This is a genomic window from Nocardia sp. PE-7, assembly GCF_030486425.1.
Taxonomy (GTDB): domain Bacteria; phylum Actinomycetota; class Actinomycetes; order Mycobacteriales; family Mycobacteriaceae; genus Nocardia; species Nocardia salmonicida_A.
Window position 1 is genome coordinate 5856291 of record NZ_CP129614.1, and the last position, 24520, is coordinate 5880810.

Sequence of the window (24520 nt, forward strand, 5' to 3'; positions counted from 1 at the left end):
GGAAGGATTCACATGCCCCGCAGGACCCTGGTCGATGACTACCCGCACAAGATGGGGGGACACTGCGGTTCTGGCGCTATGCGGGATCTTCTGCATTGGCATGGACTGGGGTGGGATGGGCCGCCCGACGAAGGTCTGGTGTTCGCTCTCGGCGGCGCACTGGGGTTATCGTACCTCCGGTCAAGCGACCTCGTTCCACCGCTGTACCTGGTAGGACGAGGCGCCGACTTCGAAATTGATCTGCCCCGCCGACTCGGCGCGCAAGTCCAGGTTCTCACGACCGATGATCCCCGAGAGGGGTGGTCATGGGTTCTCGACGAGCTCGAAGCAGGCAGACCCAGCCTGGTATGGGGAGATATCGGTGAGTTGCCGTACCTCCGCGTCCAGTTCCAGATGAGTCGCCACGACATCGTCGTGATCGGTCACGACGAGGCCGAGGGGATCGCCTTTGTCGTAGACAATGACCGCGCCGAGGTGCAGAAAGTCCCGCTCGATGCACTGGCTCGGGCGCGGTCCTCGAAGTCTTTCCCGCAACCGACGCGCCACTGTACATACCGCATCAGCTGGCCGAGTGCGCTGCCGGACGTGGCGGAAGTAGCGGCGGAGGCATTTCGACAGTCCGCAGCCGGAATGCGCCGCCCATCGCAACCCGGGATCGTCGATCTCAGGACAGCGGCATCCGGTGCGGAGGGCTTGGCCGCGGCGGTGCAGCTGGCGGCCGACATTCAGACCTGGGCCGATCTTCCGGTGGACGACCTCGAGACTCTCCTGTTCAGCCTGAGCGCTTTCATTGAGAAGGCAGGTACTGGCGGCGGGCTGTTCCGCCGATTGCTAGCCGATGGCTGCGCAGATGTCGCTCGTCTGACCGGGGACTCCGCCACCGCTCAACTCGCCGTAGCGGCCAGCCGTTGTGCGCAGGCGTGGACCGCCACTGCGCGTGCCGGTATCCGCCGCGACGTTGATATACGAGTTCGCCTGGCCGGGGTGGCCTCGGCCGCTAGCCAACTGCCAGAGCTGGAGTTGGACCTGGTCGCGTCCCTGGAGGCTGCTTCCAGTTCGCTGACGGCTGTGGATCGCTGACAGCAGCCCCATGTCGCCGGCCAGCGGCGAATCAACCCCCAGATCGCCTACGTTCGAAGACACTCTTGAATGAGGAAATGCTATGCAGAGCACGATGATGAACGTCCCGTTGACGACCGCGGCGATTCTGCGCCACGGCTCGAGTGTGCACGGCTCGGCGACCGTGCGGACTTTGCAACTTGACGGAAGCGTGAAGGTTGCTACGTTCTCCGAAATCGGACGGAGGTCCGCTCAGTTGGCCAACGCATTGCGGGCTTGCGGGATCACAGGCGATGAGCGCGTCGCGACCCTCATGTGGAACAACCAGGAGCACGTGGAGGCCTACTGCGCAGTGCCCTCGATGGGAGCGGTGCTGCATACCCTGAATCTACGGCTCGCCTCCGATCAGCTTGTTTACATCGGTAACCACGCTCAGGACCAAGTCGTGATTGTCGATGGAAGCCTAGTACCCATGATGGCCTCAGTGTTGCTGCAGCTCACTAGCGTGCATACCATCGTTGTCACCGGAGAGGTGGACCTTACCCCGCTGCACCGTGAGGGACTGACAGTCGTTGATTACGAGGAGTTCATCTCCGCCCAGCCCGAGACGTTCGACTGGCCAGACCTCGACGAGCAGTCTGCGGCCGCGGCCTGTTACACCTCTGGCACCACCGGCGACCCCAAAGGTGTCGCCTATAGCCACCGGTCGACTTACCTCCACTCGATGGCGGCCTGCGCCGCCGACGGACTGAGCGTGAGCAGCGATGACCGAATCCTCCCCATCGTCCCGATGTTCCACGCGAACGCCTGGGGGCTGGTCTACGCCGCACTCATGGCGGGTGCCGGCTTGCTCATGCCTGACCGGTTCCTACAGGCCGAGCCGCTCGTGCGGCTGATCGACGTCCACAAGGCAACCATCGCCGGGGCAGTCCCGACCATCTGGAACGACGTCTTGGACTTCCTGGATTCCAACCCCAGCTACGACATCTCGTCTCTAGGCCTGGTCGCTTGCGGTGGCTCAGCTGTACCCGTTCATCTGATGAAGGCCTTCGAAGAGAGGTACAACGTACAGGTTGTACAGGCGTGGGGAATGACCGAGACCTCGCCACTAGCGGCTGTCGCGCGTCCACCGGCGTCGCTCGACGCCCAGGAGCGGTGGCGTCTGCGAGCGACCCAAGGTCGTCCGGTTGCAGGAGTCGAGCTTAGGATCGTCGACGACGGAGGCAATGAGCTCCCGCACGACGGCGAAGCCGTCGGTGAGTTGCAAGTGCGCGGACCTTGGATTACCGGCTCGTACATCGGCGAAGAGGATGGCGGGGATAAGTTCCAGGACGGCTGGTTGCGCACCGGCGATGTCGGCCGGATCGACGAACGCAGCTTTGTCACGCTGACCGACCGCACCAAGGACGTGATCAAGTCCGGCGGGGAGTGGATCTCCTCGGTCGAGCTCGAACTTCTGCTCGCCGGTCACCCCGACGTGCTCGAGGCATCAGTAATCGGGGTCCCGGATGAGAAGTGGCAGGAACGCCCCCTCGCTGTGATCGTCGTACGCGACGGGCGGCAAGTAACACCTGCCCAACTGCGTGACTTCCTCGACGGCAAGGTCGCCACGTGGTGGCTGCCTGAGCGCTGGAGCTTCACCGCAGAGGTGCCCAAGACCTCGGTCGGCAAGTTCGATAAGAAGCGGTTGCGCACCCTGCATGCGAACGGCGAGCTGACCGTCGTCGAGATTTAGGAATTGTCTCCATGCCTGGTCCTGAGTAGGACGGAACAGGACATTGATACCCATAATGCGAAGCTTTCGCGACACCGGCGACATTACCGTGCACGTCGACATCGGCGAAAGGCTGCAAACGAAGATGGGAGTCACCTCCCAGTGCACGGCACGTTTCGCGCCGGTGGTGGTGGAATGGGGCCACCGGCTGCGCACCACCTCTGGCGTGCGCGATATGTATTTGCATAGTGGTCACGCTCGAGATCGATGTTGGGTGCGGCTTCATCGACAGGAAGGCTGACCATGAGCAATCTATCGGACACGGGCGGCAGGTCGTCCGATCCCGACTTGGAGGAATGGGTGCGTTCGTTCCGACTTTTGGAACCTCGATCGACTGAGTTGCCTCCCCACCATCCCAACTGTCTCGGTTGTGGACCGGCCAACCCGCATGGGCATTTTCTGACGGCCCAGCGCTGCGCAGGCGGCGTGGTCGCTCACCACCGATTCGATCGACGTCATGTAGGAGCGCCCGGAATAGTGCACGGGGGCGCTGTGGCGACAGTAGTCGACGACCTATTCGGTTTCCTGCTATACACCGTCGGCGAACTCGCCGTGACGCGCCATCTCGACCTCGACTATCTTGCTCCGGTTCAGCTCGACACTCCCTACGCCCTGCACGCCGAACTACGGTCTCGAGATGGCCGGAAATTACATCTCGGGGCCAGAATCGAGGATGCAGGGGGACATTTGGTTGTCACGGCCACAGCACTGTTCATTGTGGTCGATGTCAAACATTTCTTGCAGTCGCCGGTGAGTGCAAGGAGACAGGCATGACTGTACCGAGCGAGCGAGCACTGCTCCTGGACGCCTTGCTAACCGATCACGGCTCGGCCGGACCTTATGAGGCGTTCCGGCGGCTGCGCCAGACGCAACCAGTGTTGGTTACACGATCGGGGGTGCTGGTATTGAGCCGCTACGACGATTGCGCGGCGGCGCTCCGCGACCGCAGCCTCGGCAAGGCCGACGAGTCGCTGGGCTTCGGCTTGTCCGACATTCCTGAAGAGCTGCAACATCAGGCCATGCACCGGTTCCGACGCACCATGCTGTTCCGCAACCCTCCTGACCACCACCGGCTGCGTCGGTTGGTCGCCGACGTGTTCACCCCGAGGCACATCGACGCGTTGCGCGGCCGTATCGTCACACAGGTCAACCACTTGCTCAATGTCATGGAAGCACGGGTCTCCGTCGACATCATCAACGATCTGGCGCTCCCGCTGCCCGTGAATGTGATTGGAGATCTACTCGGGGTGCCCTTTACTGATAGAGCAGTAGCAGCCCCACTGGTGCGGGCCCTGCTGGCCTCGCTCGAACCCGGTGCCGATATCGCGGCCTTGACAGCAGCCTGCGACGCCGAAGACCAACTTGCCGCATATTTCGCTGACCTGTTGGCGGTCAAACGCGCCCGCCCTACCGATGACCTACTGAGCCGGCTCGCCGTCGCGAATGGCGACGACATCCTAGACGACGACGAATGCGTCGGTACCGCGATTCTTTTGTTTGCGGCAGGGTTCGAGACCACCACGAACCTGATCGGCAACGGCGTCGCCGCGCTGCTCGCCCACCCTGACCAAATGCGCGAACTTCGTGCCAGGCCAGAGTTGGCGAGCAACGCAGTCGAAGAATTATTGCGCTATGAGTCCCCCGTCCAGACCAACGGGCGTACGGTGCTCCAGCCGACGCGACTGGCGGGAGTTGATTTACATCCCGGTCAGGTCGTACTGATCCTGCTTGGGGCAGCCAACAGAGACCCGGATCGGTTCGACGACCCCGACAGTCTCGACATCACCCGAACCGGGGTCCCGCCGTTGTCGTTCGGGGCCGGCATCCATTTCTGCCTCGGCGCACCGCTTGCACGGCTCGAAGGGGCAATATTGTTCCCGCTCCTGGCGTCCCGATTTCCCGATCTTCGGCTGGTCGAGCAGCCCCGCTGGCGCACCGGGCTGTCTTTTCGCGGACTTTCGACCTTGAAGGTGGTCACCGCATAAGCCGTTGGACTTCTGATAGTTCATCGGACAGAGTTGATCCGGCAAACAACAAGCCCCTGGCGGCTTTGCCGATGAGCTCCTCCTGACGGCTGTCCATAATTCGTTCGACTAGCAGTGAGTATTGTTCTGGGGGTAGCCACTCGGCGGCTTATTCGATGATGGAGTTGATCTCCGGGCTGTGGCCACGCATGTTCGCTCGCCCGACCACACGGCTTCCGCACGAGGGCACCGACCGGTCGTTGCGGGGCCGACATCGAGAGTTGTGTTTCGAGGGCCAGGTGTTACTGGTGGCCAGGTACCGCGGACGAATCTGACGATGCGTCAACCCGCGGCGGTACTCGGAATGGAAGCCGGCCAACCCCGGTGATCGACGACCTGGTACTACGTTGGCGCTGCGACCCCGGTCCGATCCCGCACGGTGTGGTGCTTACGGTGGTCAGCACCTGGTCCGACCTGCGACCGTACATTGCCGCACCGAGTAGGAACCACTGGTACTCGACCCACCATCTGGTCGTCATCGACGCCCGATAACGAAGTCGTCGTCGTGATCGGACGTCCGTTGCACCGCAGGCCTGGACGGAATCCGGCGCCGACGCCTGCCGCACCGCTATGGTCATCGCCGACGGCGGCTACCAGGGAACGGCCTCTTCATCCCGCACCGCCAGGCGCCCGGTGTCGGACTGCCGAAATGGAACAGGCCCACAACAAGTTCCACCGCAAGGTTTACGAGAAATCGCTGAGTAAACCACTCTTTGCCGCGTACCGCAAACTGGCGATCGCGTGGGCAGTCGCGGACTACTTCCGCGGGCCGCTCACTTCCATCGGTGCCAGGTTCAATTCCGGCCGAATCAGGGATCTGGCACTATTTCGCAATTCGACTGTGTGAATTGCTCAGCCGCTCAGGAGGATTCGCCGAAGGTGGCGTCGCCTCTCACACGGCTCTTGATGATCGCGGCGAACGAACGTGACCAGCGGGTGCGTCGAATCCGGGCTGGCGGTAGAGTCATGTCGAAGCGCCACTGGTCATTTGGGTCTGTGCGAGCAGGTTCGGTCATAATTGGGGCCCGGTGATGTGAGCGGCATCGAGGAAGGCCTGATGGGCGCGGACGAGGTTCGGCTGACTTCGATAGCCGCAGGCGGTGATCGCGTCAAACAGCAGGGCGGCGTCGGGTGCATCCCTTATTCCACCGCTGAGGAGATAGGGCTTGAACTCGTAGATGATTCCTGGACCTCGGCGAAACGCTGCTGGCATCGGATCGCGACCCTGTCTTGGCGCAGACCTGGCTCGACCGGACCACGATGCAAGCCTGCGGAGACCTCGGCGATATCGGGTAGTTGCGGGGGCGTCATCGAGGCAGCCCGCCGCGGCGGTCAGGCAGTGTCGGCGCGGTGCGATAGCGTGTTCGAGGGCGTCACCGAGGTTCTCCCAGATGTGCCACCGATCAGCGACCTGGAATCCTACTGGCTCCCCGCTGGCCACACCTCCGGAGTAGGGGTCGGCCCGGTCGCGGCACATGATCTCGATGTCAAGAAGGGTCTGTAACCATATTCTCAGAGTCTTGGCGCTGCAATCTGTGAGCACGTCGATCGGGCGGCGAGATTCCATGCGATCAGGATCGTGGCGTAGCGGTGTCCATGGCATAGCGCGGAGCCGTCCGCGCATAGTTGGGCTGCGGCAGGTCAGGGATCGCACGAACATGGCGGAGCAGGGTTATCCGGTCCGCGCCGCGAGATGTCCAGTCCAACGGCGCTCCCGGGCGGCCACCCAGGACTAACGCCACCGCTCCCAACACCCGCTGCAGAACAACGTCCATCGCCCGCGGCGTGCGGCGAGCCAAGGTACTTGCTCGGCGAAAGTCTTTCCGAAGTCGATGTTGTCGCAGAACAATCTGCTGACGAGCAACACGATCGCCGCTTCGCTGGCAGTGACCGAGATATCGGCCAGTTGCCGCCGATACGGCCGTGAATCCACCGGGACGGCGCTGAGCCACTCGGGCAGAGCGCCACCGCATCGCAAAGTTGCGGCGTCGATTCGCACGGACCCGACCCCACGAACCGCATCGACCAACAGTCCGTCCATGTGCGGGAACGGGACCCCGTCATTCCAAGATCAGAGACACTGGCCACATAATCAACTATCGACCAGGAACGGGGCCCACTCTCGGGCCGGACACCACGACAACCGGGCAGTCACTCAGATCGGGCATGTGCCATTAGCCGACCACCCGAGAGCACGTCGGCGACGAGAGTTCATCACCGGAGTTCGCTCCCGACTGGCTGTTCTGCTGACGCCCTGAAGCGGTCCGCAAGTGTGAACGGATCCGGAAAGTGCGTTCGGCTTACCGTTGCGCCGGTTCAATGGTAGGCATTGACTCCAACCGCTTCCTCCGCGCACCACGCGTAAGCCGGAGGCGTCGCAGACGATTTCGACGGCCCCGGCGAACGCAACTGACTTTGTGGCCTTCGTCGACTGTGCGTCCAGGAGAGAGCGGGATGAGTATCAGCGCGCCTGCGAGGCTGATCACGGCCAGCGCGAACGCGGAGTGTTCCACTCCATCCCAGAAGGCGGCTTTCGCATACTCGGCGAGGGGCTCTCCCGCAGCCCCCGCGCGCTCAGCGACTTCGAGTGCACCAGCCAGCGAACTCCGCACCGGGTCGCGAGCAGGCTCAGGAAGGCGGGGTAACACCTCCGCGATCTTCGACGTGTAGTTCGCCGACAGGATGCTGCCGGCGACGGCGACACCGACTGCGGCGCCGATCTCTCGAGTTGCGTCGTTGACCGCAGCTGATACCCCATGTTTCTCCAAGGGCGTGTCGAGCATGATCGCGTTGGTGGCGGGAGCGGCCGACATGCCCAGGCCAGCGCTCATGATCAGCAGCGGCCAGAGCACATCGAGGTAAGACGAACCGGTGTCGAGGCGCTGGAGGGCCAACAAGCCGACTGCGATGGTAAGTAGCCCGGTCGTGGTCGTCACCCGGAGCCCCAGCCACGCGGCGATCATCGGTGAGACGAGAGACATCACGATGAGGGGAGCAACCATCGGGGCAAGCGCCAAGGCCGAGTGCAGGGGCGTGAACCCCAAGATGAGCTGGAAATGCTGCACCAGCAGGAACATCACACCGAAAGTCACGAGGAATTGAATGGTTATCGACAACGCACCGCTCGAGAAACCTCGGCGGCGGAACAGCCGTACATCAAGCAAGGGGTGCTCGACACGGAGTTCAGTGACGATGAAGGCCACGACACTCATTGCGCCGGTCGCTCCCATGGCGAAGACCCAGCCATCGGTCCAACCACGCGTCGGAGCCTCCATGACCGCGAATACCGTCGTCCCGATCGCCAGTACCACCAAGAACATGCCGCGAACCTCCAGCCGCGGGCATTCGGTGTCTTGTGAATCAGGGACGGTGAGACCAAGCACCAACAGCAGCAGTGCGACGACGGTCAGGCCGACGAAAATCGAGTGCCATGACCAACGTGTGAGGAGCAGACCGGATCCGACCATACCGATTACTCCGCCGGAACCGGCGACACCTGCCCACACCCCGACCGCGTACTCCCGTTTGTCCACCGGTAAGTTTGCGGTCAGAAGCGAGAGAGTCGCAGGCATGACAAAGGCGGCTCCGGCTCCCGCCACAGCCCTGGAGAGCATGAGCCATATCGGGGCATCGACCAGCACGGGCACCACAGAAGCGACCGCGAATACGGCCAAGCCTGCCGTCAGAACACGTCGACGTCCATATCTATCGCCGATCGCGCCCCCTGGCAACACGAGGCAAGCAAGCACCAGCGTATAGCCGTCGACTATCCAGGTAAGCGCGTTTTGATCCGCGCCCGTGTCCAAGGCTATAGCGGGGAGCGCGGTATAGAGCGCTGCCATAGCCGCGACAACGAGAGCCACTGCGCCGCAGGTGACAATCATGGTCCAGGCTGCGGATCTTCGGGCGTCGAGCAGGTGTCCAAAGCGGATCATGTCGGTTCCGGTTCCATTCGCAAGCGGCTGGTTGTCGCCGTCCGTCTTCGCGGTCTGTAGTTCAACTCGGCGTCGCCTCGACTTCGTCTAGTGATGACGGCGTGGGGTATGGCGGGCGACCGCGGCCTTGAATCCGATAGCGACCCCAGAAGTCTCGATCACCGATGGTTCCGGCAGCTTCGCCGGCAGAAGTCCGGACCACTACCGAACGTCGACGACCCTGCAGAAACTCGTCGAGAATGTCACTCTGTCCAACCCGCCCGTACCAGCAGAAGCGGCCATCGATGGGTTGGAAGAAGCCACGCAGCTCGACCTGCACCTCAACTTCCGTGCTTGCCATGATCACTGTCGCGGACCCGATGTAGTCGGAGTCATCGTGCGGACTATGAGAATTCACTGTGGCTTCCTTCGCGTGATCGCCAGCCGACGCCTGCAACGGGATCCACCACACCAGCACTGCCGGTGTGGTGGGCCGACGTCGGAATCCGAGGGCGTTGACCGCTTGACAATCCGGTCTGCCGCAGTCAAAGTTACCCCATACCCCGAGTATCCGCTACCCATCGTTCGGGTAACTTTGGGCGGGAGTCCAAGCATTCCGACGGGGTGGCACACCGTGCCAGATACGCCGATGCTGTGCCATCGGCCGAGTCGAAAGATGGACCAATGACATCAAGCGAAGTTCGAAGCCGCAGCGCCGGGCCGATAGCCGTTACCACTGACGGCATGGCCCGCGTGAGCGGACGCCGACGCACCGATCTTCAACGATCGGCCGGGCGACTGCTCAAGACCTCTGCCGAGAAGTCCTATGACGCCGAGGTTGACATCGACTGGGATAGTCCATGGTGGCCGGATAAGGCATGGCTGCCCGAACACCGGGTGTCGCTCTTCGGCACCGAGATCTGGGACCGGCTCTCGGACGCACAGAAAGTTGAGCTGGGCAAGCATGAACTCGTGAGCATTCTCAGCTTCGGCATCTACGCTGAGAATTTGCTGAGCATGGCATTGCTACGGCAGAACACCACAGGGGACCTCGTCGACAACAAGTCGCTGTACGCACTCGCCGAAGTTGGCGACGAGAGCCGCCACTCCATGATGTTCGCGCGCTTGATTGCCAAAACGGGCATCCCGCCCTACAAGCTCCCGCGCGGGTTCCTTTCGATGGCGAAGATCCTGCACTTCATCCCGCTGGGGCCGTCCATTCAGGGTGCGACGCTGTTGATCGAAGAGATCCTCGATAGGGCCCAGCGCGAGGCGATGAATGACGAGCGTCTACAGCCACAGGTCCGGCAGTTGATGAAGATCCATGTACTCGAAGAGGCACGCCACATCACGTTCGCGCGAACCGAACTTGTCGATGGTATGCGCGTACGGGGACGAGCCTCGAGAGCATGGCACCGCGGCGTGCTCGCGGTCGTCGCGAACTTGGCTTATCCCATCTTGATCAACCCGAAGCTGTACCGTGTCGTCGGCGTGCATCCACTACGTGGGTTCTTGGCGTGCCAGTCCGGTCCACACTACCGGGAGAATTTGCAGTTCATGTCCGAGCCGATGATCCGGTTCTTTGACGAGGCCGGCATGATCGAAGGCCGCATCACAATGTTCCTGTGGCGTCTGTCCAGGAGCCTCCCCGAGGATATCGCCCAGCGGTGAGCAGCCCAGTCCGGCGAAAACACAAGCGCACGGACGTGGCCAGGAATTTCGCACGACACATGAATTTGCGGCTAGCACTGGGCGAGCCGCACCGGCCAGAGGAAACCGATGAGCAAAAGTCGATCTGCCAAGTATGCACAAAAGGCCAATGGCTCGGGAGGTGACGGAGCGCGAGCCACAGTCCACCGGGCGCAAGTCCTCATCGTCGGAAGCGGATTTTCGGGAATGGGGATGGCAATACAGTTGCTGAGAGCGGGAATAGATGACTTCCTAATTATCGAGAAAGAGACCGAGATCGGCGGAACGTGGCGCGACAACACGTATCCGGGCTGCGCATGTGACGTTCCTTCGCATATGTACTCGTACTCCTTCGAACCCAAACCGGACTGGAGTCGGCTCTGGGCAGGGCAGGACGAGATCCAGAACTATCTCACCGGGCTAGCACGCAAGTACGATCTGTATCGGTTCACTCATTTTGGTCGGACACTGCAATCCGGACATTGGGATCCCGATGATTCCGCCTGGCATCTGGTCACATCCGACGGCCACGAGTACATCGCCCAGTTCCTAGTCTCAGGAGTCGGAGCGCTACACATACCGAGCATCCCTACAATTGACGGGCAGAAGAACTTCAACGGCACAGTCTTTCATTCGGCGCAGTGGGATCATGATTGCTCATTGGCGGGCAAGAAGGTCGCCGTGATCGGCACCGGAGCCAGTGCGATTCAGTTCATTCCCGAGATTGCCAAGGAAGCCGCTGAACTGCACGTATACCAGCGGACGCCAGCATGGGTACTGCCAAGGAAGAATGTCAAGATCCCGGAATCTATCCGTGCGGCATTCACCAGGATGCCGATCCTTGCGAAGGCAGTCCGGGCCGCTATCTACTGGTCAGCAGAATCGTTGTCAATGGGCCTCAATGGTCACCTCAACCTCATGCGCCCACTTGAGAGCATTGCCAAGTGGAACATCGCACAGGGAATCGATGATCCCGTATTGCGCGGTAAACTCACGCCTAGCTATCGCATCGGATGTAAGCGGATTCTCGGCTCGAGTGACTACTATCCAGCACTGAATCGACCAACCACAACCGTCATCACCGAAGGTATCTCTGAGATAACCGAGGATGCGATCGTGTCACGGAACGGTGAGAAGCGTCCAGCGGATGTGATCATCTACGCGACCGGATTCCATGTGACCGACGGGTTTGAAAGTCTTCGCCTCAAGGGCTTGTCCGGCAGGGAACTCGCAACGGTTTGGTCGGACGAAGGGATCCAGACGCACCTCGGCATCACCACCGCCGGGTTCCCCAATCTTTTCTTCCTACTCGGCCCCAACACAGGGCTAGGCCATAACTCCGTAGTCTTTATGATTGAATGCCAGATCAGTTACATCATCTCGGCGATCGATCTTGTCAACAAACGTGGCGCAGCTGCGCTAGAAGTACGCGAGCCGGTCCAGCGGAAATTCAACTCCGAAATTCAGGCCAAGCTGGTCAAGGGAGTCTGGAGTAGCGGCGGGTGTACAAGTTGGTACCTCGACGCACAGGGCGTCAACCGAACTGTTTGGCCGGGCTTCACATGGCAATACTGGCGGCGCACTCGCAAACTGGCGCCGGCGGATTTCGGATTTGTCGGCGAGTTGGCCGGTGCACAATACACCGCCGACCTCCCGAATGCGCTCGAAAAGGGGAACCTTCCGAAATGAAAGATTTCAGAGACCGGGTGGTCTCGGTAACGGGTGGCGGTTCGGGCATCGGCCGCGCCGTCGCAATTCGGCTGGCTGGCGACGGCGCACGGCTCGCGATCGCTGATATCGACGCGGAACGCGCACAGGAGACCGCCACTGTTTGCAATTCGCTTGGTGCAGAATGCCGACCCTATGAGCTCGATGTAGCCAATCGTCACGCATTCCAGGATTACCGGAACCGCGTCCTGGCGGACTTCGGATCAATCAGCATGGTCGTCAACAACGCAGGCGTTGCGCTAGGCGCCGATGTAGTGGACATGGAATGGATCGACTTCGAATGGTTGATGGGCATCAATTTCTGGGGGGTGGTTAACGGAACAAAACTATTTCTTCCGGATCTGATTGATTCAGGTGACGGCCACGTTGTCAATGTTTCGAGCGTTTTCGGGCTGATGGCCATACCCAGCCAGAGCGCGTACAACGCGTCCAAATTCGCTGTCCGAGGTTTCACCGAAGCGTTGCGTCAAGAGATGCGAATTAACCGCTTGCCCGTAGGTGTAACCTGCGTTCATCCCGGTGGTGTCCGGACCAATATCGTACGGGATGCTCGGGGCGTCGGCACAATGGGCGATCAAAAGAAGATTGTTGCCGGATTCGATCGGATTGCTCTCACGACACCCGATGGCGCTGCGGATTCAATCATTAAAGGCGTGCGTCGCAATAAGCCACGCGTTCTCATCGGGCCTGACGCCCTCGGCTTCGATGTTATTACGCGGGCGGTAGGGCCTAGGTACCAGGACCTCAACGCGCCTCTGGCCCGCCTCGGATTCGCGATAGGTCGCCGATACGGTCTGGTGAATTACAATATTTGATGCCGGTCCGCCGGGCTAGACGGGACTTCCGACAGTGGCTGTCCAGCATCGAGGGAGATGGAATGTTCTCGAAGAAAAATATGCCATGTGAGCTCACTGTGTCACGCGTGGTGCAGGAGACGCAGGATGCGGTCTCGATATGGTTTGAAGTCCCGGAGCATCAATGGGCAACATTCTCGTACACTCCGGGACAGTTCCTGACGTTGCGCATTCCTGGGAGTGGCGAGAGGGAACCTGTAGCCCGTTGCTACTCGCTGTCGAGTTCTCCGCACACCGAGGACGAGCTGGCTGTCACAGTAAAACGCACAGCGGGTGGGTATGGATCCAACTGGCTGTGCGACAATATCGCCACTGGCACTATCGTGTCCGTGCTACCGCCTAGCGGACATTTCACGCCGCAGGATTTGAATTCGGATATGGTACTGCTAGCAGCTGGCAGTGGCATCACGCCGATCATCTCAATTATCAAGTCAGCCCTGCTCGAGGGTGATGGCCATCTTGTGCTTTTCTACGCGAACCAGGACGCAGAGAGCGTAATTTTTGGCGAAGACCTTCGCTATATGGCGAAACAGTTTCCGGAACGGCTCATTCTCATAGAATGGCTGGAGAGCGAGCGAGGACTCCCGGACCGAGAAACTCTCTCAGAACTCTGCAGCGCATATAAGAATCGAATGTACTTCGTGTGCGGTCCAGCAGCTTTCATGGACCTAGTGGGCGACGTAGCGCATCATGTCGGCATCCCGCATGGCAATCTCCATCGAGAAATTTTCCAATCTCTTCGTTCCGATCCATTCGACACCGAAATTGGCGTCAAGCAGTCGATGACCACGGAGCAGGCACGTCTCGTGGTCTACCTCGATGGTGACCGTGCCGAGCTTCAATGGCCCAAGGATCTTACGCTCGTCGAAGTCCTGCTGAACGAGGGCTTTTCGCCGCCGTACTCGTGCCGCGAAGGCGGATGCGGCGCGTGCGTATGCAAGGTCATAGATGGTGACATACAGATGAGAGTGAACGACGTACTCGACGAGGACGACATCGAGGAGGGCGACCGCCTGGCTTGCCAGTCTCTACCGATCACCGATACTGTCATTGTGACATTCGGCTAACCGTCCACAACCGGCAGTGGCCGTCCGGCGGTGACATCGCCAGAATCCAGGCGTTAACGGGCTGCCGACCTCGTGTACTTGTCCATCCGTGTAGCCCGTAGCGTAAGATCGGCATCGTGGCAGGCGCGCGACGGAAAATGTTGGAGGTCGGTAGCTCGGTGGTTCGGCGAGTTGACGCACGATCAAGCCGTTGGGAAGAGCATCGGGCCGTAGTGCGCGCGGAGCTGGTCGATGCCGCGTACCAAGCCTTCGCTAAATATGGCCCCGAGGCCAGCATGGACGATATCGCCCGGGAAGCAGGCGCAACAAAACCTAAGCTGTATCGCCACTTCAACGACAAACAGGGCCTCCGTGCCGCTGTGGTGGAGCGGGCGAAGGACCTCATGTGGACCAACATTCTCGATGCGGTCGACTTCGGATCCGAGCCGATCGGTAAAGTGATGAATCAGCTCGTCGAGCAATATACGCAATTGGTCGACGAGCACCGCAACGTTTTCAAATATCTCGTGCGGAGTCATTTTAGCGAGAGCTCATCAGAATCCGATCAGGCCCTGGAGGATGCACGCGAGCTCGCCGGTTTCATTGCTGGCCATTTCGCCGCCGTGTTGGAGAACGTTGGCGCGGACAGCACCGGCATAGATTTGGTCGTGCAGTCAATCATAGGGGCCAGCCTCTCCGCAACCGATTGGTGGATTAACTCGCAAGCCGACCCATCCGCGATGTCCCGCTCGGCCTTCCGGGATCATCTCAGCGCTATCATTTGGGGAATTATCGATGCGTCGTCGCGAGCCCGGGGGATCCGAATCGATCCGACTGCGACGCTGCACACCGAGAATATTGGACTGCTCTAGGCGGATTTCGCATGACAACGAAGTCCGATCAAAGGCCTACATTCCAGGCGTACCATCTCGGTCGCTTTGCTGTGGCTTGCCAGGCCCAGCACGGCCGACGAGCAGGTTCAGGACCGCGCTGGGGTGCGGGGTCTGCTGCAGATTAGAAAGGATTTCGGGCTATAGCTACTGTAATTGCTGATGAGGGTTCTGGAAGGAAGCTGCGCTGCAATGTATCCAGCCCCATTGCTCACGTCATACCACCTCGCGTTGGCAATCATTCTATCATTTCCTTGATATTCAATTGCTTCAGTGCCAGTGGCTGATGCACCGGTGCTACATGTGAGTGCGATACGCATCCCCCCGGCCGGGCACCGGCAAGGACGCCATCGGTCCCGCTCTGCAACCAGTCACCACCGGTGCACTCGGAGTCCGAGGTCTCGAACCGGCGCGCTTGCTCGGCGGGTCGGTCGGAAAGCCTAGGCTTGGCGAAGGCCGGAGTGAGATGTGGTGGGTGGTCTCACCGAGCGGCGTGCCAAGGTTATTCGGGTCGTCGATAATCGGCTCAGGGCCGTAGGGACGATCGGCTCGTTGGGAAGGCGCGGCAGTCTGGCGCAGTGACCGGGATAGACCGGGACGGTGGGCGTCATGTCAAATCCCCGTGGCCCCCAGCGCAGCCAGGGCTGCGCGCAGGCGGGTGGTGGCATCCTCGGCGACCGGATCGAGTGCGGGCTGACCGGTGACTGCGACCATGAGCTGGGGGTTCATCGCTTCGACGATGATGGTGTCGGTGTCGGTCCGGTCGCGACGGACCACGACATTGCAGGGCAACAGGAGCCCGATCTGGCGGTTGATCTCGACCGCTTGGTGGGCCAGGGGTGGGTTGCAGGCGCCGAGGATGCGGTAGTCCTCCATGTCGTGGCCGAGTTTGGCTTTGAGGGTGGCTTGCATGTCGATCTCGGTGAGGATGCCGAATCCTTGCTCGGCCAACGCGTCTCGGGTGCGTTCGAGCGCGTCGTCGAAGGTGGTGTGCAGCGTGGTCGACAGGGCCAGGTCCATTCGTGTGCTCCGATCCGAGGAGAGTGGTCAGGCGGTGGGGGTTGGGCAGGTCGTGTCGGTCAGACCGAGTCGGCGCATCACCAGGGTGGCCGGGCACCAGCCCGCCGCGCTGTAGAGCAGCAGGTTCGCCCCGACCAGGGCGGCCAGAATCAGCCACCACGGGGACAGGGTCACACTCAGCAATACGCTGAGCAGGACCAGGGTCCCGGCCAGGGCCGGGACGAGGCGGGTGATGGTCCATCCGTGCGGTCGCGGTGGCAATGCCATCGGCGGGAGTCCTTCCAGTGTGCGTACCCGACCCCGCGCTGTGCGGGGTCAGGCCAGGGCGAGAAAGAGCTTTTCCAGTTCGTCGATGCTCATGGGCGCGGCCTCACCCTCGGGGGTCTCGGTGAGGCATTCGCGCAGGCCGGTGGCGACGATCTTGAATCCGGCGCGGTCGAGCGCTTTGGAGACCGCGGCGAGTTGGGTGACCACGTCCTTGCAGTCGCGCCCGTCCTCGATCATGGCGATCACCCCGGTGAGTTGGCCCTGGGCGCGGCGCAGCCTGTTGAGTACCTGCGCGATAGCGTCGTCGTTGCCGATCATCGATGTTTCCCTTCTCGGATCCTCCCCCCTATACCCCATGGGGTATAGGGGGTTCCGAGGAAGTGGGTTGGCCGGTGGGTCAGTGGTGAGCGAAGCTGATGGTGGGCAGCACCCGGGTCAGCCACGCCGGGCTCCACCAGGCAGCGTGCCCGGTCAGGCGCAGAATCACCGGCAACAGCACCAACCGCACCAGCAGTGCGTCGAGCAGGACCGCGACACCCAGGATGATGCCCATCTCCTTCGGGGGCAGCGGGTCGGCCAGGGCGAAGGTGAAGAACACCGCCACCATCACCGCCGCGGCGGCGAAGATGACCCGCCCCGAATGCGCGAGCCCGTCCAGGAGCGCGGCGTGGGGGTCGCCGGTGCGCTCGTAGTGTTCCTTGGCGGTGGCCAGCAAGAACACCGTGTAGTCCATGGCGATGGCGAAGATCATCGCGAAGAAGAACACCGGCCCCCACCCGTCGAGGAACCCTTGCGGGGTGAAGCCGAGCAGCTCGGCGCCGTGCCCGTCCTGGAAGATCAGCTTGGCCACCCCGAACGCGGCCGCGGTCGAGAGCAGGCTGACCAGGGTTCCCAGGGCAGCGATGAGCGGGGCCTGCAACGCGATCAGCAACAACACGAACCCGAGCACCAAGATGATGACCACCACGATCGGCAGATAGTCGTCGAGGGCTTGTTGCAGGTCGAGGTTTTCCGCCGCCGCGCCACCGACCACCGCGTCGGCGGGCAGGTCGGCACGCAACCGGTCCAGGATTTCGGCCATCCGCGGTGCGGAGGGATCGACTGCGGGCATGGCCTGCATCATCACCAGATCGGCACCGTCGACGGCGAGCTGGGGCGGGGTGAGCATGACGATGCCGTCGCCGGCGCGCGCGATGGTCTCGGTGGCCGCCGCGTCGGCGGTCGAGGTGATGATCGACAGCATGCCCGGGGCGCCGGGGCCCATCTGCTCGGCGATCAGTTCATAGCCCTGGCGCACCGGCGCGTCGGTGGGCACGACCGCGATCGAGGGCATCGCGGTCTTGAGCCCGAACACCGGTGCGGCCAGCCCGATCAGGATGGCCAGTGCCACCGCGGCGAACGGCCACGGATGCTTGTGCAGGATCTGGGCCCAGCGCGCGAACACCGGCGAGCGGTGCTGCTGGCGGCGCGCGTACGGCAGCGCGGCGGCGTTGATCTTGGTGCCGAGCGCGCCGAGGACGGCGGGCAGCAGGGTCAGGGTCGCGGCGAGGACGAACACCACCGCGAGCATGATCCCGACCGCCATGGTCCGCACGGCGGGAGCGGGCACGATCAGCACCGCCGACAAGCTCACCAGCACCGTCAGCCCTGAGAGCAGGACGGCTTTGCCGGCAGTGTCCATGGTTTCGGTGACCGCGGCGCGGGGATCGCCGGTGCGGGCCAGCGCGTCGCGGAAGCGCGCGACCAGGAACAGCGCGTAGTCGATCCCCAGGGCCAGGGCGAACATCATGGCGAAGTTCATCGCCCACACCGAGATCGGAGTGATCTGATTCAGCAGCACCAACCCACCCGCGGAGGCCACCAAGCCCGCGAGGGTCAGCAGCAGCGGCAGCCCGGCCGCGACCAGCGAACCGAACGCCAGCACCATGATCGCCAACGTGACCGGCCACGACAACATCTCGGCCTGGATCATCGCGTCGTGGTTGGCGACATTGAAATCGCTCCACAACGCCGACGCCCCGGTCGGATACACCTCGATCCCGTCTTTCGACAGCGCGGTCAACGCGGCTTTGTGCTCGTCGACGGCTTTGACCATGTCATCGGTGGAGGCATTGGCGCCCGCGATCACGATGCCGGTGTGTCCGTCAGGGCTGATCGTGAACCCCGGCTGCGGGGCGATCACCTGCCCGATCCGCTCGTCCCCGGCGAAGACCGCCGTGGCCTGCTCGACCACCCGTGCCATCGCCGGGCCACCGATCGTGGCGGTGTCGGAATGGATCACCACCTGCACCGCGGCCGAGGAATTACCGCCGAAATGCTGCTGAGCCAGCTCGCGGGCACGGACCGATTCCGAGCCGTTGGCTTGCCACCCTGCCCCGGCCAGGGAGGTGAACACACTCGGCGCGGCCGCGCCCAGTGCGATCAGCACCAGCAGCCATATCCCGATCACTGCCCGGGTGCGCCCGGCCATGAACGCGCCCCACCGGCCCAGCATTCCTGGCCCGGAGGTCGTGCGGGGTGGTTTCGCCGAGGCGGTATCGAGCTTCGTTTCGGTCATCCGACCCTCCTTTAATACCCCCTGGGGTATATTGATATCGAGTTCGACAATACCCCAGGGGGTATAGTCGAGCGCAACCCCTGTTCCTGTGTCGAAGGAGTGCAGCGTTATGGGCATCGTCGAATTCATGCGAAGTACCGCCGGGCGCCTGGCCCGTATCGCCGCCGGAATCGTGGTGATCGCCGCGGGTTTGCTCCTGGTCGGCGGGACCGCCGGGATCGTGGTGGCGATCATCGGGCTGGTCCCCATCGCGGCGGGAGTGTTCAACTTCTGCTTGCTCGGTCCGGTGTTGGGAGTCGACCTGCAGGGTCGACCCCGCGGCAGCCACTGATCGGCCCAACTTTCGCACCGCATCGAAACCCTGCGCGGCGGCCCACGGCTCATGCCAAGGCGCCAGCCGCCGTTCCTACCATTTCCCTCAGGAGGCCGTCGATGGCCGAAATCGACCTGTATCTCGATCCCGTCTGCCCGTTCGCATGGGTGACCTCGCGGTGGCTGCTCGCCGCCACCGAATCCGGTCCGCACACTGTGCGGCTACAACAGATGAGCTTGGCGGTGCTCAATGAAGGCAGCGACGTCGACGCCGATCACAAGCCGATGATCCAGCGATCACGCCGCCTCGGCCGGGTCTTCGCCGCGGCGACCGACACCGCCGGAAGCGAGGCCTTCGCGCGACTGTATGAGACGCTGGGGACACGACTGCACGTTCGCGGCGACGAGATCGATCACGACGCGCTCACCGACGCACTCACCGAGGCCGGCCTGGATCCGGCATTGGCCCAGCGTACCGAGGACACCGCCCTCGACGCCGAACTCGCGAACACCCACCGAGCCAGTCAGGACGCGCTCGGCAGCGCCGGTGGCAGTCCGATCATCGTCATCGACGGACACGGCTTCCACGGCCCCGTCCTGACCGAATCCCCGACCGCGCAGCGCGGCCCGGGCCTGCTCGCCGCCTTGGTCACCGCCGCGACCACCCCGGGATTCGCTGCCCTGCATCGCCCCTATCAAGGCCCGCCCACAATTGATGCCACCACCGAGGAGGCCCGCTGATGTGCTCACCGGTGCGATGCCGCACCTGCGGTAAAACCACCTGGTCGGGCTGCGGCGCCCACATCGAGGCTGTCCGCGCCCGGGTGGGCCCCGATAACTGGTGTCCAGGCCCTCCAAGGCGAACGGCAGACCGAGCACATCGCCGTAGCGGCCCATGAGCCCCGGCCACAACAGCCCCATTTCGAAACTGAGCACCGTCCCGGAAACAGCACCGATCGCGAACAGGATCGCCGAGACCGTCGCCCACCTTTTGGCCAGCCCCAGCGCGACGGAATCCTCCCGGACCAGGCCACGCCGGTGCACGACATAGATCATGGCGGGAAAGGCGACACCGAAACAGGCCAGCACGATATGCCAGCCCAACGAGAACGCCATCTGCTGGCGAGCGGGCAACAAGCCCGGCGGTCCTTCCCCACTCGCCACCAGGAGCGAGACCACTGTGTTCGACACCATCACAGCCCCTTTCCGCCCCCTGTGACAAGTCAGTTCGCCACTCGGGACTGCACGATCCGATCGCCCCAACACGACCTGTTGCGAAATGCCCGCGCCTGCTCGCCTAAAACAGTTCCCGGGCCCCACCCGTCGACATCGGTGGCAATGCGTACCGGCATCTGCTTCGCCCGCCGTGATCGCGCAGGAGCAGCTCGGCCAGGCGCCGGTCACCGACATCGCATCCGGGCCGACGATACAGTCAGCAATGCGCTCACTGCGGATCCGACATTCGCGCGGTGATTCGGTCCGGCACAGGCGGGTAAGGCCTGCGCATGAAACGGTCTGCGCCGGGCTCTGCCGCCGACGGGGACGAGCGGCAGGCGGCGTTGATCACCGCCGTGGGCTTGTCCTACCCCGAACAGCATCGCCGTCGGGTCCGCAAGTACGTGGTCCTGATGGCGTGTCGGGTGCCGTCGTTGCTGTTGGCCACCGCCGTGTACGCCGCTGGTGGTCCCGGCTGGGTGGCCGCGGCGATCATGGGGGTGACACTGCCGTTGTCGTGGATGGCGGTGTTGATCGCCAACGACCGCCCACCCCGCGAGAAACGCCTTCCCTCGCTGCACCGGTTAACGCCAGTGACCTCATCGCCTTCGACGAACACATGGGAGATCTGGAGGTCGCCGTGGGTGAATGCCGGCGTTCACGGCCGAAGCGCGATCTCGGCTATCCGGCGGTTGTGTGCGACTACGTTGGTGGGGCCACCCCGCTCCTGGTAAGCGCTGCACATTTGCGGTTGAGCTCCGATGCGTGCGCGTCGAGGCTGCGGCCGGGCCATGGCGGTAGCGGCGCGTCGTGCAGCTTCCGTATGGTGGCGCCCGCTGCGGCCCACGCCGCTGGCGATGCGGTCGACGGCTCACCGAGGCGCCGAGTGCCAATCCTGGCAGAGCGGCGAGCGCGAGCACTGGTGGCTTACGCCACAGAACATCCGGAGTCGGGAACGGTGCCGGCCATCGCCTCGACCTTGGTGTCGGTGTTCGACTGTTCAGCGTCGATCTTCAGGAACACCCCGCCGACGTGCAGAGTCGCGCGCTCGTACTGGACGACGACCTCGACTTCTTTCACGTCGGAGATTATGGCTGGGGTGACCATCGACGTCGCCGGGATTATCGCTGGCCAGTGGCCCGTCGCTGGCTTAGCTGAGCGTTGTCTCAACGGATCTTCGCCCGGAACTCTGCTGGTCGCCGCTGTCACTGTTGCGTGCTGCCAACTGGTCGACAATCCCGCCCTGCCACACCCGGCGACGTCAGAATTCACCAATCGGATCGGTGAGATCCGACACTGAGCAACGCTTCAGCCGATGTCCGTTGCCAGTGAAAATAGGCTATTGCCAACCCACCTGAGCCATCGACGCAGCCTTGCCACTGAACCTGGACCATCGAGAGCCCGACCAGCCAGTTCGCCGTGGCCGATGGAGAGAGTTGGCTCACTTTGAATGGCAAATCGGGTCGGGGAGTCTGCCACTCAAAATGGGCCACCGCAGGTCAGCGAGGTTGGCGTGGCTCATCTTCACTGTCACCGGACAGTCGATGCGATCCCTCAGCACAGATGCTGGCTGAACTCGCCGATACCCACGACACGGAGATGATCCATCATCGGCATCTCCCGCAGCGGCATGCAGTTGGCTAAGAGCGCGAAAACTGACACCACCCGAGCGCGAACTCGAACACCACTTCGCGATCTTGGTCTGCCGATCGTCAGCGCGAATTTCGACACCACCCGAGCCAGAGGAAGGGCCGTTGCGTTGCGGGTCGTCGTGCCGCCGAATCGCCCTCGGCACGCGGAGGTCGCCCAGATCAGCAGCGATCGGCGGCTTGGCGCCGCCGGACGGCGAGCGCGCCGGACGAGCCGAGCTCGGGCGGCGGTGTTGAAATTCGCGCTGACGGACATCGAGCCGTCGGCAGGTGGTGTCGGGATTCGCGCTCGCGTGGTGTTCACTTTGGCGCTCAGAACCATGCAGTCTCATGACTTGCCTGTAATGGGGCCGGCGGTGGCTTCATCCCCGCTCGGGCGGGGAGCACTGTAGGCCGGACAGCTGCACCTCCCCCACCCTGGCTTCATTCCGCGCGCCCGGGGAGCACGCATACGCAAAGGTGCCGCAGCTCGATCGGGAGGCTTCATCCTCGCTCGCGAGGGGTGGCCGTCGACGCGCACACCGAACAGTTCGTAGGCGGGGTGACAAGTCTGGCAGTCGCCGTCGCCGAGATGGACTTACTCGACGACGCCGAATCAGGGCCCGGTGCGCTAGTTCAGGGCCAGGTAGACGGTCATGGCGCCTCTCGCGCGACATAGCAATCCTCCACACGGTCGACCGCCGCCGCCACCGTAATGGTCGCAGCAGCCGCTAGAGCTGCGCATTCAGAAAAGTCGCCTCCCCAGACACAGGTCACGTGGACCGACGCCGCGTGCTCGACGCGCACTGCGCGAGGTCGAACCCCGAACTCCACCCGCAGACGACGCCGACTCCCCAACTCACCGAACGGAAAGGGATTTCGTTGCCACACCACACCAAGACAGCCGCCACCCACAACAACCGACTCAATCGGTGTACCCATGACCCGCGGTAGACCACCCCGGCCCCTCGGGGTCCCCGGCAAACCGATGCTCACCGAACTCGCTCCCGGGCACTGGAAAGCCCGCGTCCGGGTCCGCGACTCCTCCGGAAAACGCCGAGAGCTCATGCGTGTCTCCCCGACCAAACTCGACTCCCGCCACCGCCCGATCCCCGACCGCACCGGCCAACGAGCCCTCGACGCCGTCATGGCAGCCGCAGCCGTCATCACCGTCGGCCTCGGCGGGGAACTGTCCACATCCATGACCGTGCGCGACCTCTGGGTCCGCTACCGCGCGAGCCTCATCGCACAAGACCGCACCACAAACACCATCGCCCGCTACGACGAAGTCGCCAAAATGTTCAACACCGCCTTCGGTGACCGGCGCCTGTTCGAAGTCACCACCTCAGCCATCGAAACCTTCCTCACCGAAGTCGGAAAGGCCAGGGGCCCTTCGAACATGCGCACCGGGCGCATCGTGCTCTCCGGGATGTTCCGCTACGCCGTCCGCACCAGCCCCCTCGAAGTCAACCCGGTCCGCGAGGTCCAGATGCCGAAAAATATCGAAGCCAAAGGCCGCACCGGCGGGGCCGGCGACCTCACCACCGACGAACTGCGGTTCATCCTCTCCGCCGTCCGGACCTCCCAGATCCCGTGCCCGCGACAGCTCGCCAAAGCCGAACGAGAACGCGGCACACCCGTCAAGGCCTACACCCCACCGACCGTCGCTGCGTACTGCGAGAGCGCCGACCTCGCCGACGTCATCACCCTCTACGCCGCCACCGGCCTGCGCCGCTCCCAGATGCTCGCCTTGCTGTGGACCGACATCGACCTCGACGCCGCGACCCTGCGCCCCACCGGAAAACTCGTCCGCGTCGCAGGCAAAGGACTGGTCCGGGTCACCAGGAAAGACGACCCGAAGAACCGGACCGGCACCATCGCAGTACCCGAGTTCGCGGTGGAAATGCTCAAACGCCGCAAAGCCGCGGTGGCGAACCGCCGACCGGCTTCTCCGCCGGACCCCGGAATCGAAGTGCTGGACCTGGTATTCCCCTCAGCCGTGGGGACATTGCGTGACCCGCAAAACGTCGGACACGGCTGGCAGCGAGTCCGTGAAGCCCTCGGATTCGCCGAGGACATCACCCCACACAGTTTCCGCCACGCCGTGGCCACCATCCTCGACGACGCCGGCCTGTCGGCCCGTGTCACTGCCGATGTCCTCGGCCACGTCGACCCTGCCATGACCCAACGCCACTACATGGCACGTGGACGCCCACACAAGGCCGCCGCCGATGTCCTCAACCGAGCGGTGACCGGATAACGGATTCAGACCGCTCGCGAATCCGTTCGAAATACGCTGCCCAACTCGAACCCCGCCGGACACTCGCCACTTGAATTAGTGGGGACTTACTGGTGACCACATAGCCCGCAAATCAGACCAAAAACATGGCCTGAACTGCGCATATGTGGAGCTAAGGGGAATCGAACCCCTGACCTTCTCGGTACAGGCGAGACGGGCTACCATAGACAACTCCAAACAACAAATCGGACAACTGATTTGCGCTCTTACCTGGTGAAACGCACTGGCTACGACAACTTTCGAC

22 protein-coding genes, 1 tRNA gene and 1 pseudogene are annotated in these 24520 nt (G+C 62.8%); 13 read left to right on the forward strand and 11 right to left on the reverse strand.

What is annotated here, in order from left to right; genetic code table 11:
* Positions 1 to 12: 12 nt before the first annotated feature.
* The 4 genes from QX204_RS27545 to QX204_RS27560 all read left to right on the forward strand — a co-directional run bounded on the left by QX204_RS27545 (position 13) and on the right by QX204_RS27560 (position 4818).
* Complete coding sequence (locus QX204_RS27545; RefSeq protein ID WP_062984879.1) at positions 13 to 1080, forward strand: BtrH N-terminal domain-containing protein; 1068 nt, start codon at positions 13 to 15, stop codon at positions 1078 to 1080.
* Positions 1081 to 1162: 82 nt separating this feature from the next.
* Positions 1163 to 2794, forward strand: a complete 1632-nt coding sequence (locus QX204_RS27550; protein ID WP_062984881.1) for a long-chain fatty acid--CoA ligase — start codon at positions 1163 to 1165, stop codon at positions 2792 to 2794.
* A 282-nt stretch (positions 2795 to 3076) separates the two neighbouring features.
* Positions 3077 to 3607, forward strand: a complete 531-nt coding sequence (locus QX204_RS27555) for a PaaI family thioesterase (RefSeq protein ID WP_022565926.1) — start codon at positions 3077 to 3079, stop codon at positions 3605 to 3607.
* Complete coding sequence (locus QX204_RS27560; protein ID WP_062984883.1) at positions 3604 to 4818, forward strand: cytochrome P450; 1215 nt, start codon at positions 3604 to 3606, stop codon at positions 4816 to 4818. The genes QX204_RS27555 and QX204_RS27560 overlap by 4 nt, the downstream gene beginning before the upstream one ends.
* A gap of 1051 nt (positions 4819 to 5869) precedes the next feature.
* On the opposite strand, the gene QX204_RS27565 is transcribed toward QX204_RS27560, so the two are convergent.
* The 3 genes from QX204_RS27565 to QX204_RS27575 form a co-directional block, all read right to left on the reverse strand.
* Entirely contained in the window at positions 5870 to 6070 is a 201-nt protein-coding gene (locus tag QX204_RS27565) for a hypothetical protein (RefSeq protein WP_143876026.1), read from the reverse strand.
* A 1087-nt stretch (positions 6071 to 7157) separates the two neighbouring features.
* Positions 7158 to 8792, reverse strand: coding sequence for an MFS transporter (locus tag QX204_RS27570; RefSeq protein ID WP_063816138.1), 1635 nt, complete (start codon positions 8790 to 8792; stop codon positions 7158 to 7160).
* Between the two features lie 61 nt (positions 8793 to 8853).
* The gene (locus tag QX204_RS27575; RefSeq protein ID WP_243750073.1) at positions 8854 to 9132 is read right to left on the reverse strand and encodes a DUF4873 domain-containing protein; all 279 of its coding nucleotides are present in this window, start codon (positions 9130 to 9132) and stop codon (positions 8854 to 8856) included.
* 323 nt (positions 9133 to 9455) lie between these two features.
* On the opposite strand from QX204_RS27575, the gene QX204_RS27580 reads away from it, so the two are divergent.
* The 5 genes from QX204_RS27580 (at position 9456) to QX204_RS27600 (ending at position 14960) form a co-directional block, all read left to right on the forward strand.
* Positions 9456 to 10442 (forward strand): AurF N-oxygenase family protein, encoded by a 987-nt coding sequence (locus tag QX204_RS27580; RefSeq protein ID WP_062984888.1) that lies wholly within the window; start codon positions 9456 to 9458, stop codon positions 10440 to 10442.
* Between the two features lie 225 nt (positions 10443 to 10667).
* Positions 10668 to 12149: a flavin-containing monooxygenase gene (locus QX204_RS27585; protein ID WP_063816139.1), complete on the forward strand. Its 1482-nt coding sequence runs from the start codon at positions 10668 to 10670 to the stop codon at positions 12147 to 12149.
* Complete coding sequence (locus tag QX204_RS27590; RefSeq protein WP_062984890.1) at positions 12146 to 13003, forward strand: SDR family NAD(P)-dependent oxidoreductase; 858 nt, start codon at positions 12146 to 12148, stop codon at positions 13001 to 13003. The genes QX204_RS27585 and QX204_RS27590 overlap by 4 nt, the downstream gene beginning before the upstream one ends.
* Before the next feature lie 62 nt (positions 13004 to 13065).
* Positions 13066 to 14109, forward strand: a complete 1044-nt coding sequence (locus QX204_RS27595; protein ID WP_062984987.1) for a ferredoxin--NADP reductase — start codon at positions 13066 to 13068, stop codon at positions 14107 to 14109.
* 212 nt (positions 14110 to 14321) lie between these two features.
* Complete coding sequence (locus QX204_RS27600; protein WP_062984893.1) at positions 14322 to 14960, forward strand: TetR/AcrR family transcriptional regulator; 639 nt, start codon at positions 14322 to 14324, stop codon at positions 14958 to 14960.
* A 630-nt stretch (positions 14961 to 15590) separates the two neighbouring features.
* On the opposite strand, the gene QX204_RS27605 is transcribed toward QX204_RS27600, so the two are convergent.
* From QX204_RS27605 to QX204_RS27620, 4 genes are all read right to left on the reverse strand, one after another.
* Positions 15591 to 15998 carry a DUF302 domain-containing protein gene (locus tag QX204_RS27605; RefSeq protein ID WP_062984895.1) on the reverse strand — a complete coding sequence of 136 codons (408 nt, stop codon included), beginning with the start codon at positions 15996 to 15998 and terminating at the stop codon, positions 15591 to 15593.
* Between the two features lie 27 nt (positions 15999 to 16025).
* A complete protein-coding gene (locus tag QX204_RS27610) occupies positions 16026 to 16265 on the reverse strand; it encodes a YgaP-like transmembrane domain (RefSeq protein ID WP_062984897.1) in 240 nt (79 codons plus the stop codon).
* 48 nt (positions 16266 to 16313) lie between these two features.
* Complete coding sequence (locus tag QX204_RS27615) at positions 16314 to 16583, reverse strand: metal-sensitive transcriptional regulator (protein WP_062984899.1); 270 nt, start codon at positions 16581 to 16583, stop codon at positions 16314 to 16316.
* Between the two features lie 79 nt (positions 16584 to 16662).
* On the reverse strand, positions 16663 to 18822 hold the full coding sequence (locus tag QX204_RS27620) for an MMPL family transporter (RefSeq protein WP_062984901.1): 2160 nt from the start codon (positions 18820 to 18822) through the stop codon (positions 16663 to 16665).
* 109 nt (positions 18823 to 18931) lie between these two features.
* On the opposite strand from QX204_RS27620, the gene QX204_RS27625 reads away from it, so the two are divergent.
* Both QX204_RS27625 and QX204_RS27630 read left to right on the forward strand, forming a co-directional pair.
* Complete coding sequence (locus QX204_RS27625) at positions 18932 to 19153, forward strand: YgaP family membrane protein (RefSeq protein WP_062984903.1); 222 nt, start codon at positions 18932 to 18934, stop codon at positions 19151 to 19153.
* Positions 19154 to 19254: 101 nt separating this feature from the next.
* A complete protein-coding gene (locus QX204_RS27630) occupies positions 19255 to 19875 on the forward strand; it encodes a mycothiol-dependent nitroreductase Rv2466c family protein (RefSeq protein WP_062984906.1) in 621 nt (206 codons plus the stop codon).
* A 165-nt stretch (positions 19876 to 20040) separates the two neighbouring features.
* On the opposite strand, the pseudogene QX204_RS34480 reads toward QX204_RS27630, so the two are convergent.
* A pseudogene (locus QX204_RS34480) lies at positions 20041 to 20544 on the reverse strand (cytochrome ubiquinol oxidase subunit I); the annotation flags it as partial.
* A gap of 95 nt (positions 20545 to 20639) precedes the next feature.
* Here QX204_RS34480 and QX204_RS27640 point away from each other — a divergent pair.
* Positions 20640 to 21083, forward strand: coding sequence for a DUF3099 domain-containing protein (locus QX204_RS27640; RefSeq protein ID WP_062984908.1), 444 nt, complete (start codon positions 20640 to 20642; stop codon positions 21081 to 21083).
* 193 nt (positions 21084 to 21276) lie between these two features.
* Here QX204_RS27640 and QX204_RS27645 read toward each other — a convergent pair whose 3' ends face one another.
* Both QX204_RS27645 and QX204_RS27650 read right to left on the reverse strand, forming a co-directional pair.
* On the reverse strand, positions 21277 to 21429 hold the full coding sequence (locus QX204_RS27645) for a hypothetical protein (RefSeq protein WP_174562648.1): 153 nt from the start codon (positions 21427 to 21429) through the stop codon (positions 21277 to 21279).
* Positions 21430 to 21903: 474 nt separating this feature from the next.
* Positions 21904 to 22320, reverse strand: coding sequence for a hypothetical protein (locus tag QX204_RS27650; RefSeq protein WP_218721768.1), 417 nt, complete (start codon positions 22318 to 22320; stop codon positions 21904 to 21906).
* 597 nt (positions 22321 to 22917) lie between these two features.
* Between QX204_RS27650 and xerC the strand changes: the two genes are divergently transcribed.
* Positions 22918 to 24237, forward strand: a complete 1320-nt coding sequence (gene xerC, locus QX204_RS27655) for a site-specific integrase (RefSeq protein WP_084503720.1) — start codon at positions 22918 to 22920, stop codon at positions 24235 to 24237.
* Between the two features lie 146 nt (positions 24238 to 24383).
* On the opposite strand, the gene QX204_RS27660 is transcribed toward xerC, so the two are convergent.
* Positions 24384 to 24451: transfer RNA gene (locus tag QX204_RS27660), tRNA-OTHER, on the reverse strand.
* Positions 24452 to 24520 lie beyond the last annotated feature (69 nt).

Bases quoted from the DNA above. Each gene is read 5' to 3' on its own strand.
- QX204_RS27565 (WP_143876026.1), bottom strand. From the start codon at position 6,070: ATGCCAGCAGCGTTTCGCCGAGGTCCAGGAATCATCTACGAGTTCAAG.
- QX204_RS27595 (WP_062984987.1), top strand. From the start codon at position 13,066: ATGTTCTCGAAGAAAAATATGCCATGTGAGCTCACTGTGTCACGCGTG.
- QX204_RS27640 (WP_062984908.1), top strand. From the start codon at position 20,640: ATGAAACGGTCTGCGCCGGGCTCTGCCGCCGACGGGGACGAGCGGCAG.
- xerC (WP_084503720.1), top strand. From the start codon at position 22,918: ATGACCCGCGGTAGACCACCCCGGCCCCTCGGGGTCCCCGGCAAACCG.
- QX204_RS27615 (WP_062984899.1), bottom strand. From the start codon at position 16,583: ATGATCGGCAACGACGACGCTATCGCGCAGGTACTCAACAGGCTGCGC.
- QX204_RS27575 (WP_243750073.1), bottom strand. From the start codon at position 9,132: ATGGCAAGCACGGAAGTTGAGGTGCAGGTCGAGCTGCGTGGCTTCTTC.
- QX204_RS27610 (WP_062984897.1), bottom strand. From the start codon at position 16,265: ATGGCATTGCCACCGCGACCGCACGGATGGACCATCACCCGCCTCGTC.
- QX204_RS27620 (WP_062984901.1), bottom strand. From the start codon at position 18,822: ATGACCGAAACGAAGCTCGATACCGCCTCGGCGAAACCACCCCGCACG.
- QX204_RS27545 (WP_062984879.1), top strand. From the start codon at position 13: ATGCCCCGCAGGACCCTGGTCGATGACTACCCGCACAAGATGGGGGGA.
- QX204_RS27580 (WP_062984888.1), top strand. From the start codon at position 9,456: ATGACATCAAGCGAAGTTCGAAGCCGCAGCGCCGGGCCGATAGCCGTT.
- QX204_RS27550 (WP_062984881.1), top strand. From the start codon at position 1,163: ATGCAGAGCACGATGATGAACGTCCCGTTGACGACCGCGGCGATTCTG.
- QX204_RS27650 (WP_218721768.1), bottom strand. From the start codon at position 22,320: ATGGTTCTGAGCGCCAAAGTGAACACCACGCGAGCGCGAATCCCGACA.
- QX204_RS27585 (WP_063816139.1), top strand. From the start codon at position 10,668: ATGGGGATGGCAATACAGTTGCTGAGAGCGGGAATAGATGACTTCCTA.
- QX204_RS27555 (WP_022565926.1), top strand. From the start codon at position 3,077: ATGAGCAATCTATCGGACACGGGCGGCAGGTCGTCCGATCCCGACTTG.
- QX204_RS27560 (WP_062984883.1), top strand. From the start codon at position 3,604: ATGACTGTACCGAGCGAGCGAGCACTGCTCCTGGACGCCTTGCTAACC.
- QX204_RS27625 (WP_062984903.1), top strand. From the start codon at position 18,932: ATGGGCATCGTCGAATTCATGCGAAGTACCGCCGGGCGCCTGGCCCGT.
- QX204_RS27630 (WP_062984906.1), top strand. From the start codon at position 19,255: ATGGCCGAAATCGACCTGTATCTCGATCCCGTCTGCCCGTTCGCATGG.
- QX204_RS27590 (WP_062984890.1), top strand. From the start codon at position 12,146: ATGAAAGATTTCAGAGACCGGGTGGTCTCGGTAACGGGTGGCGGTTCG.
- QX204_RS27570 (WP_063816138.1), bottom strand. From the start codon at position 8,792: ATGATCCGCTTTGGACACCTGCTCGACGCCCGAAGATCCGCAGCCTGG.
- QX204_RS27605 (WP_062984895.1), bottom strand. From the start codon at position 15,998: ATGGACCTGGCCCTGTCGACCACGCTGCACACCACCTTCGACGACGCG.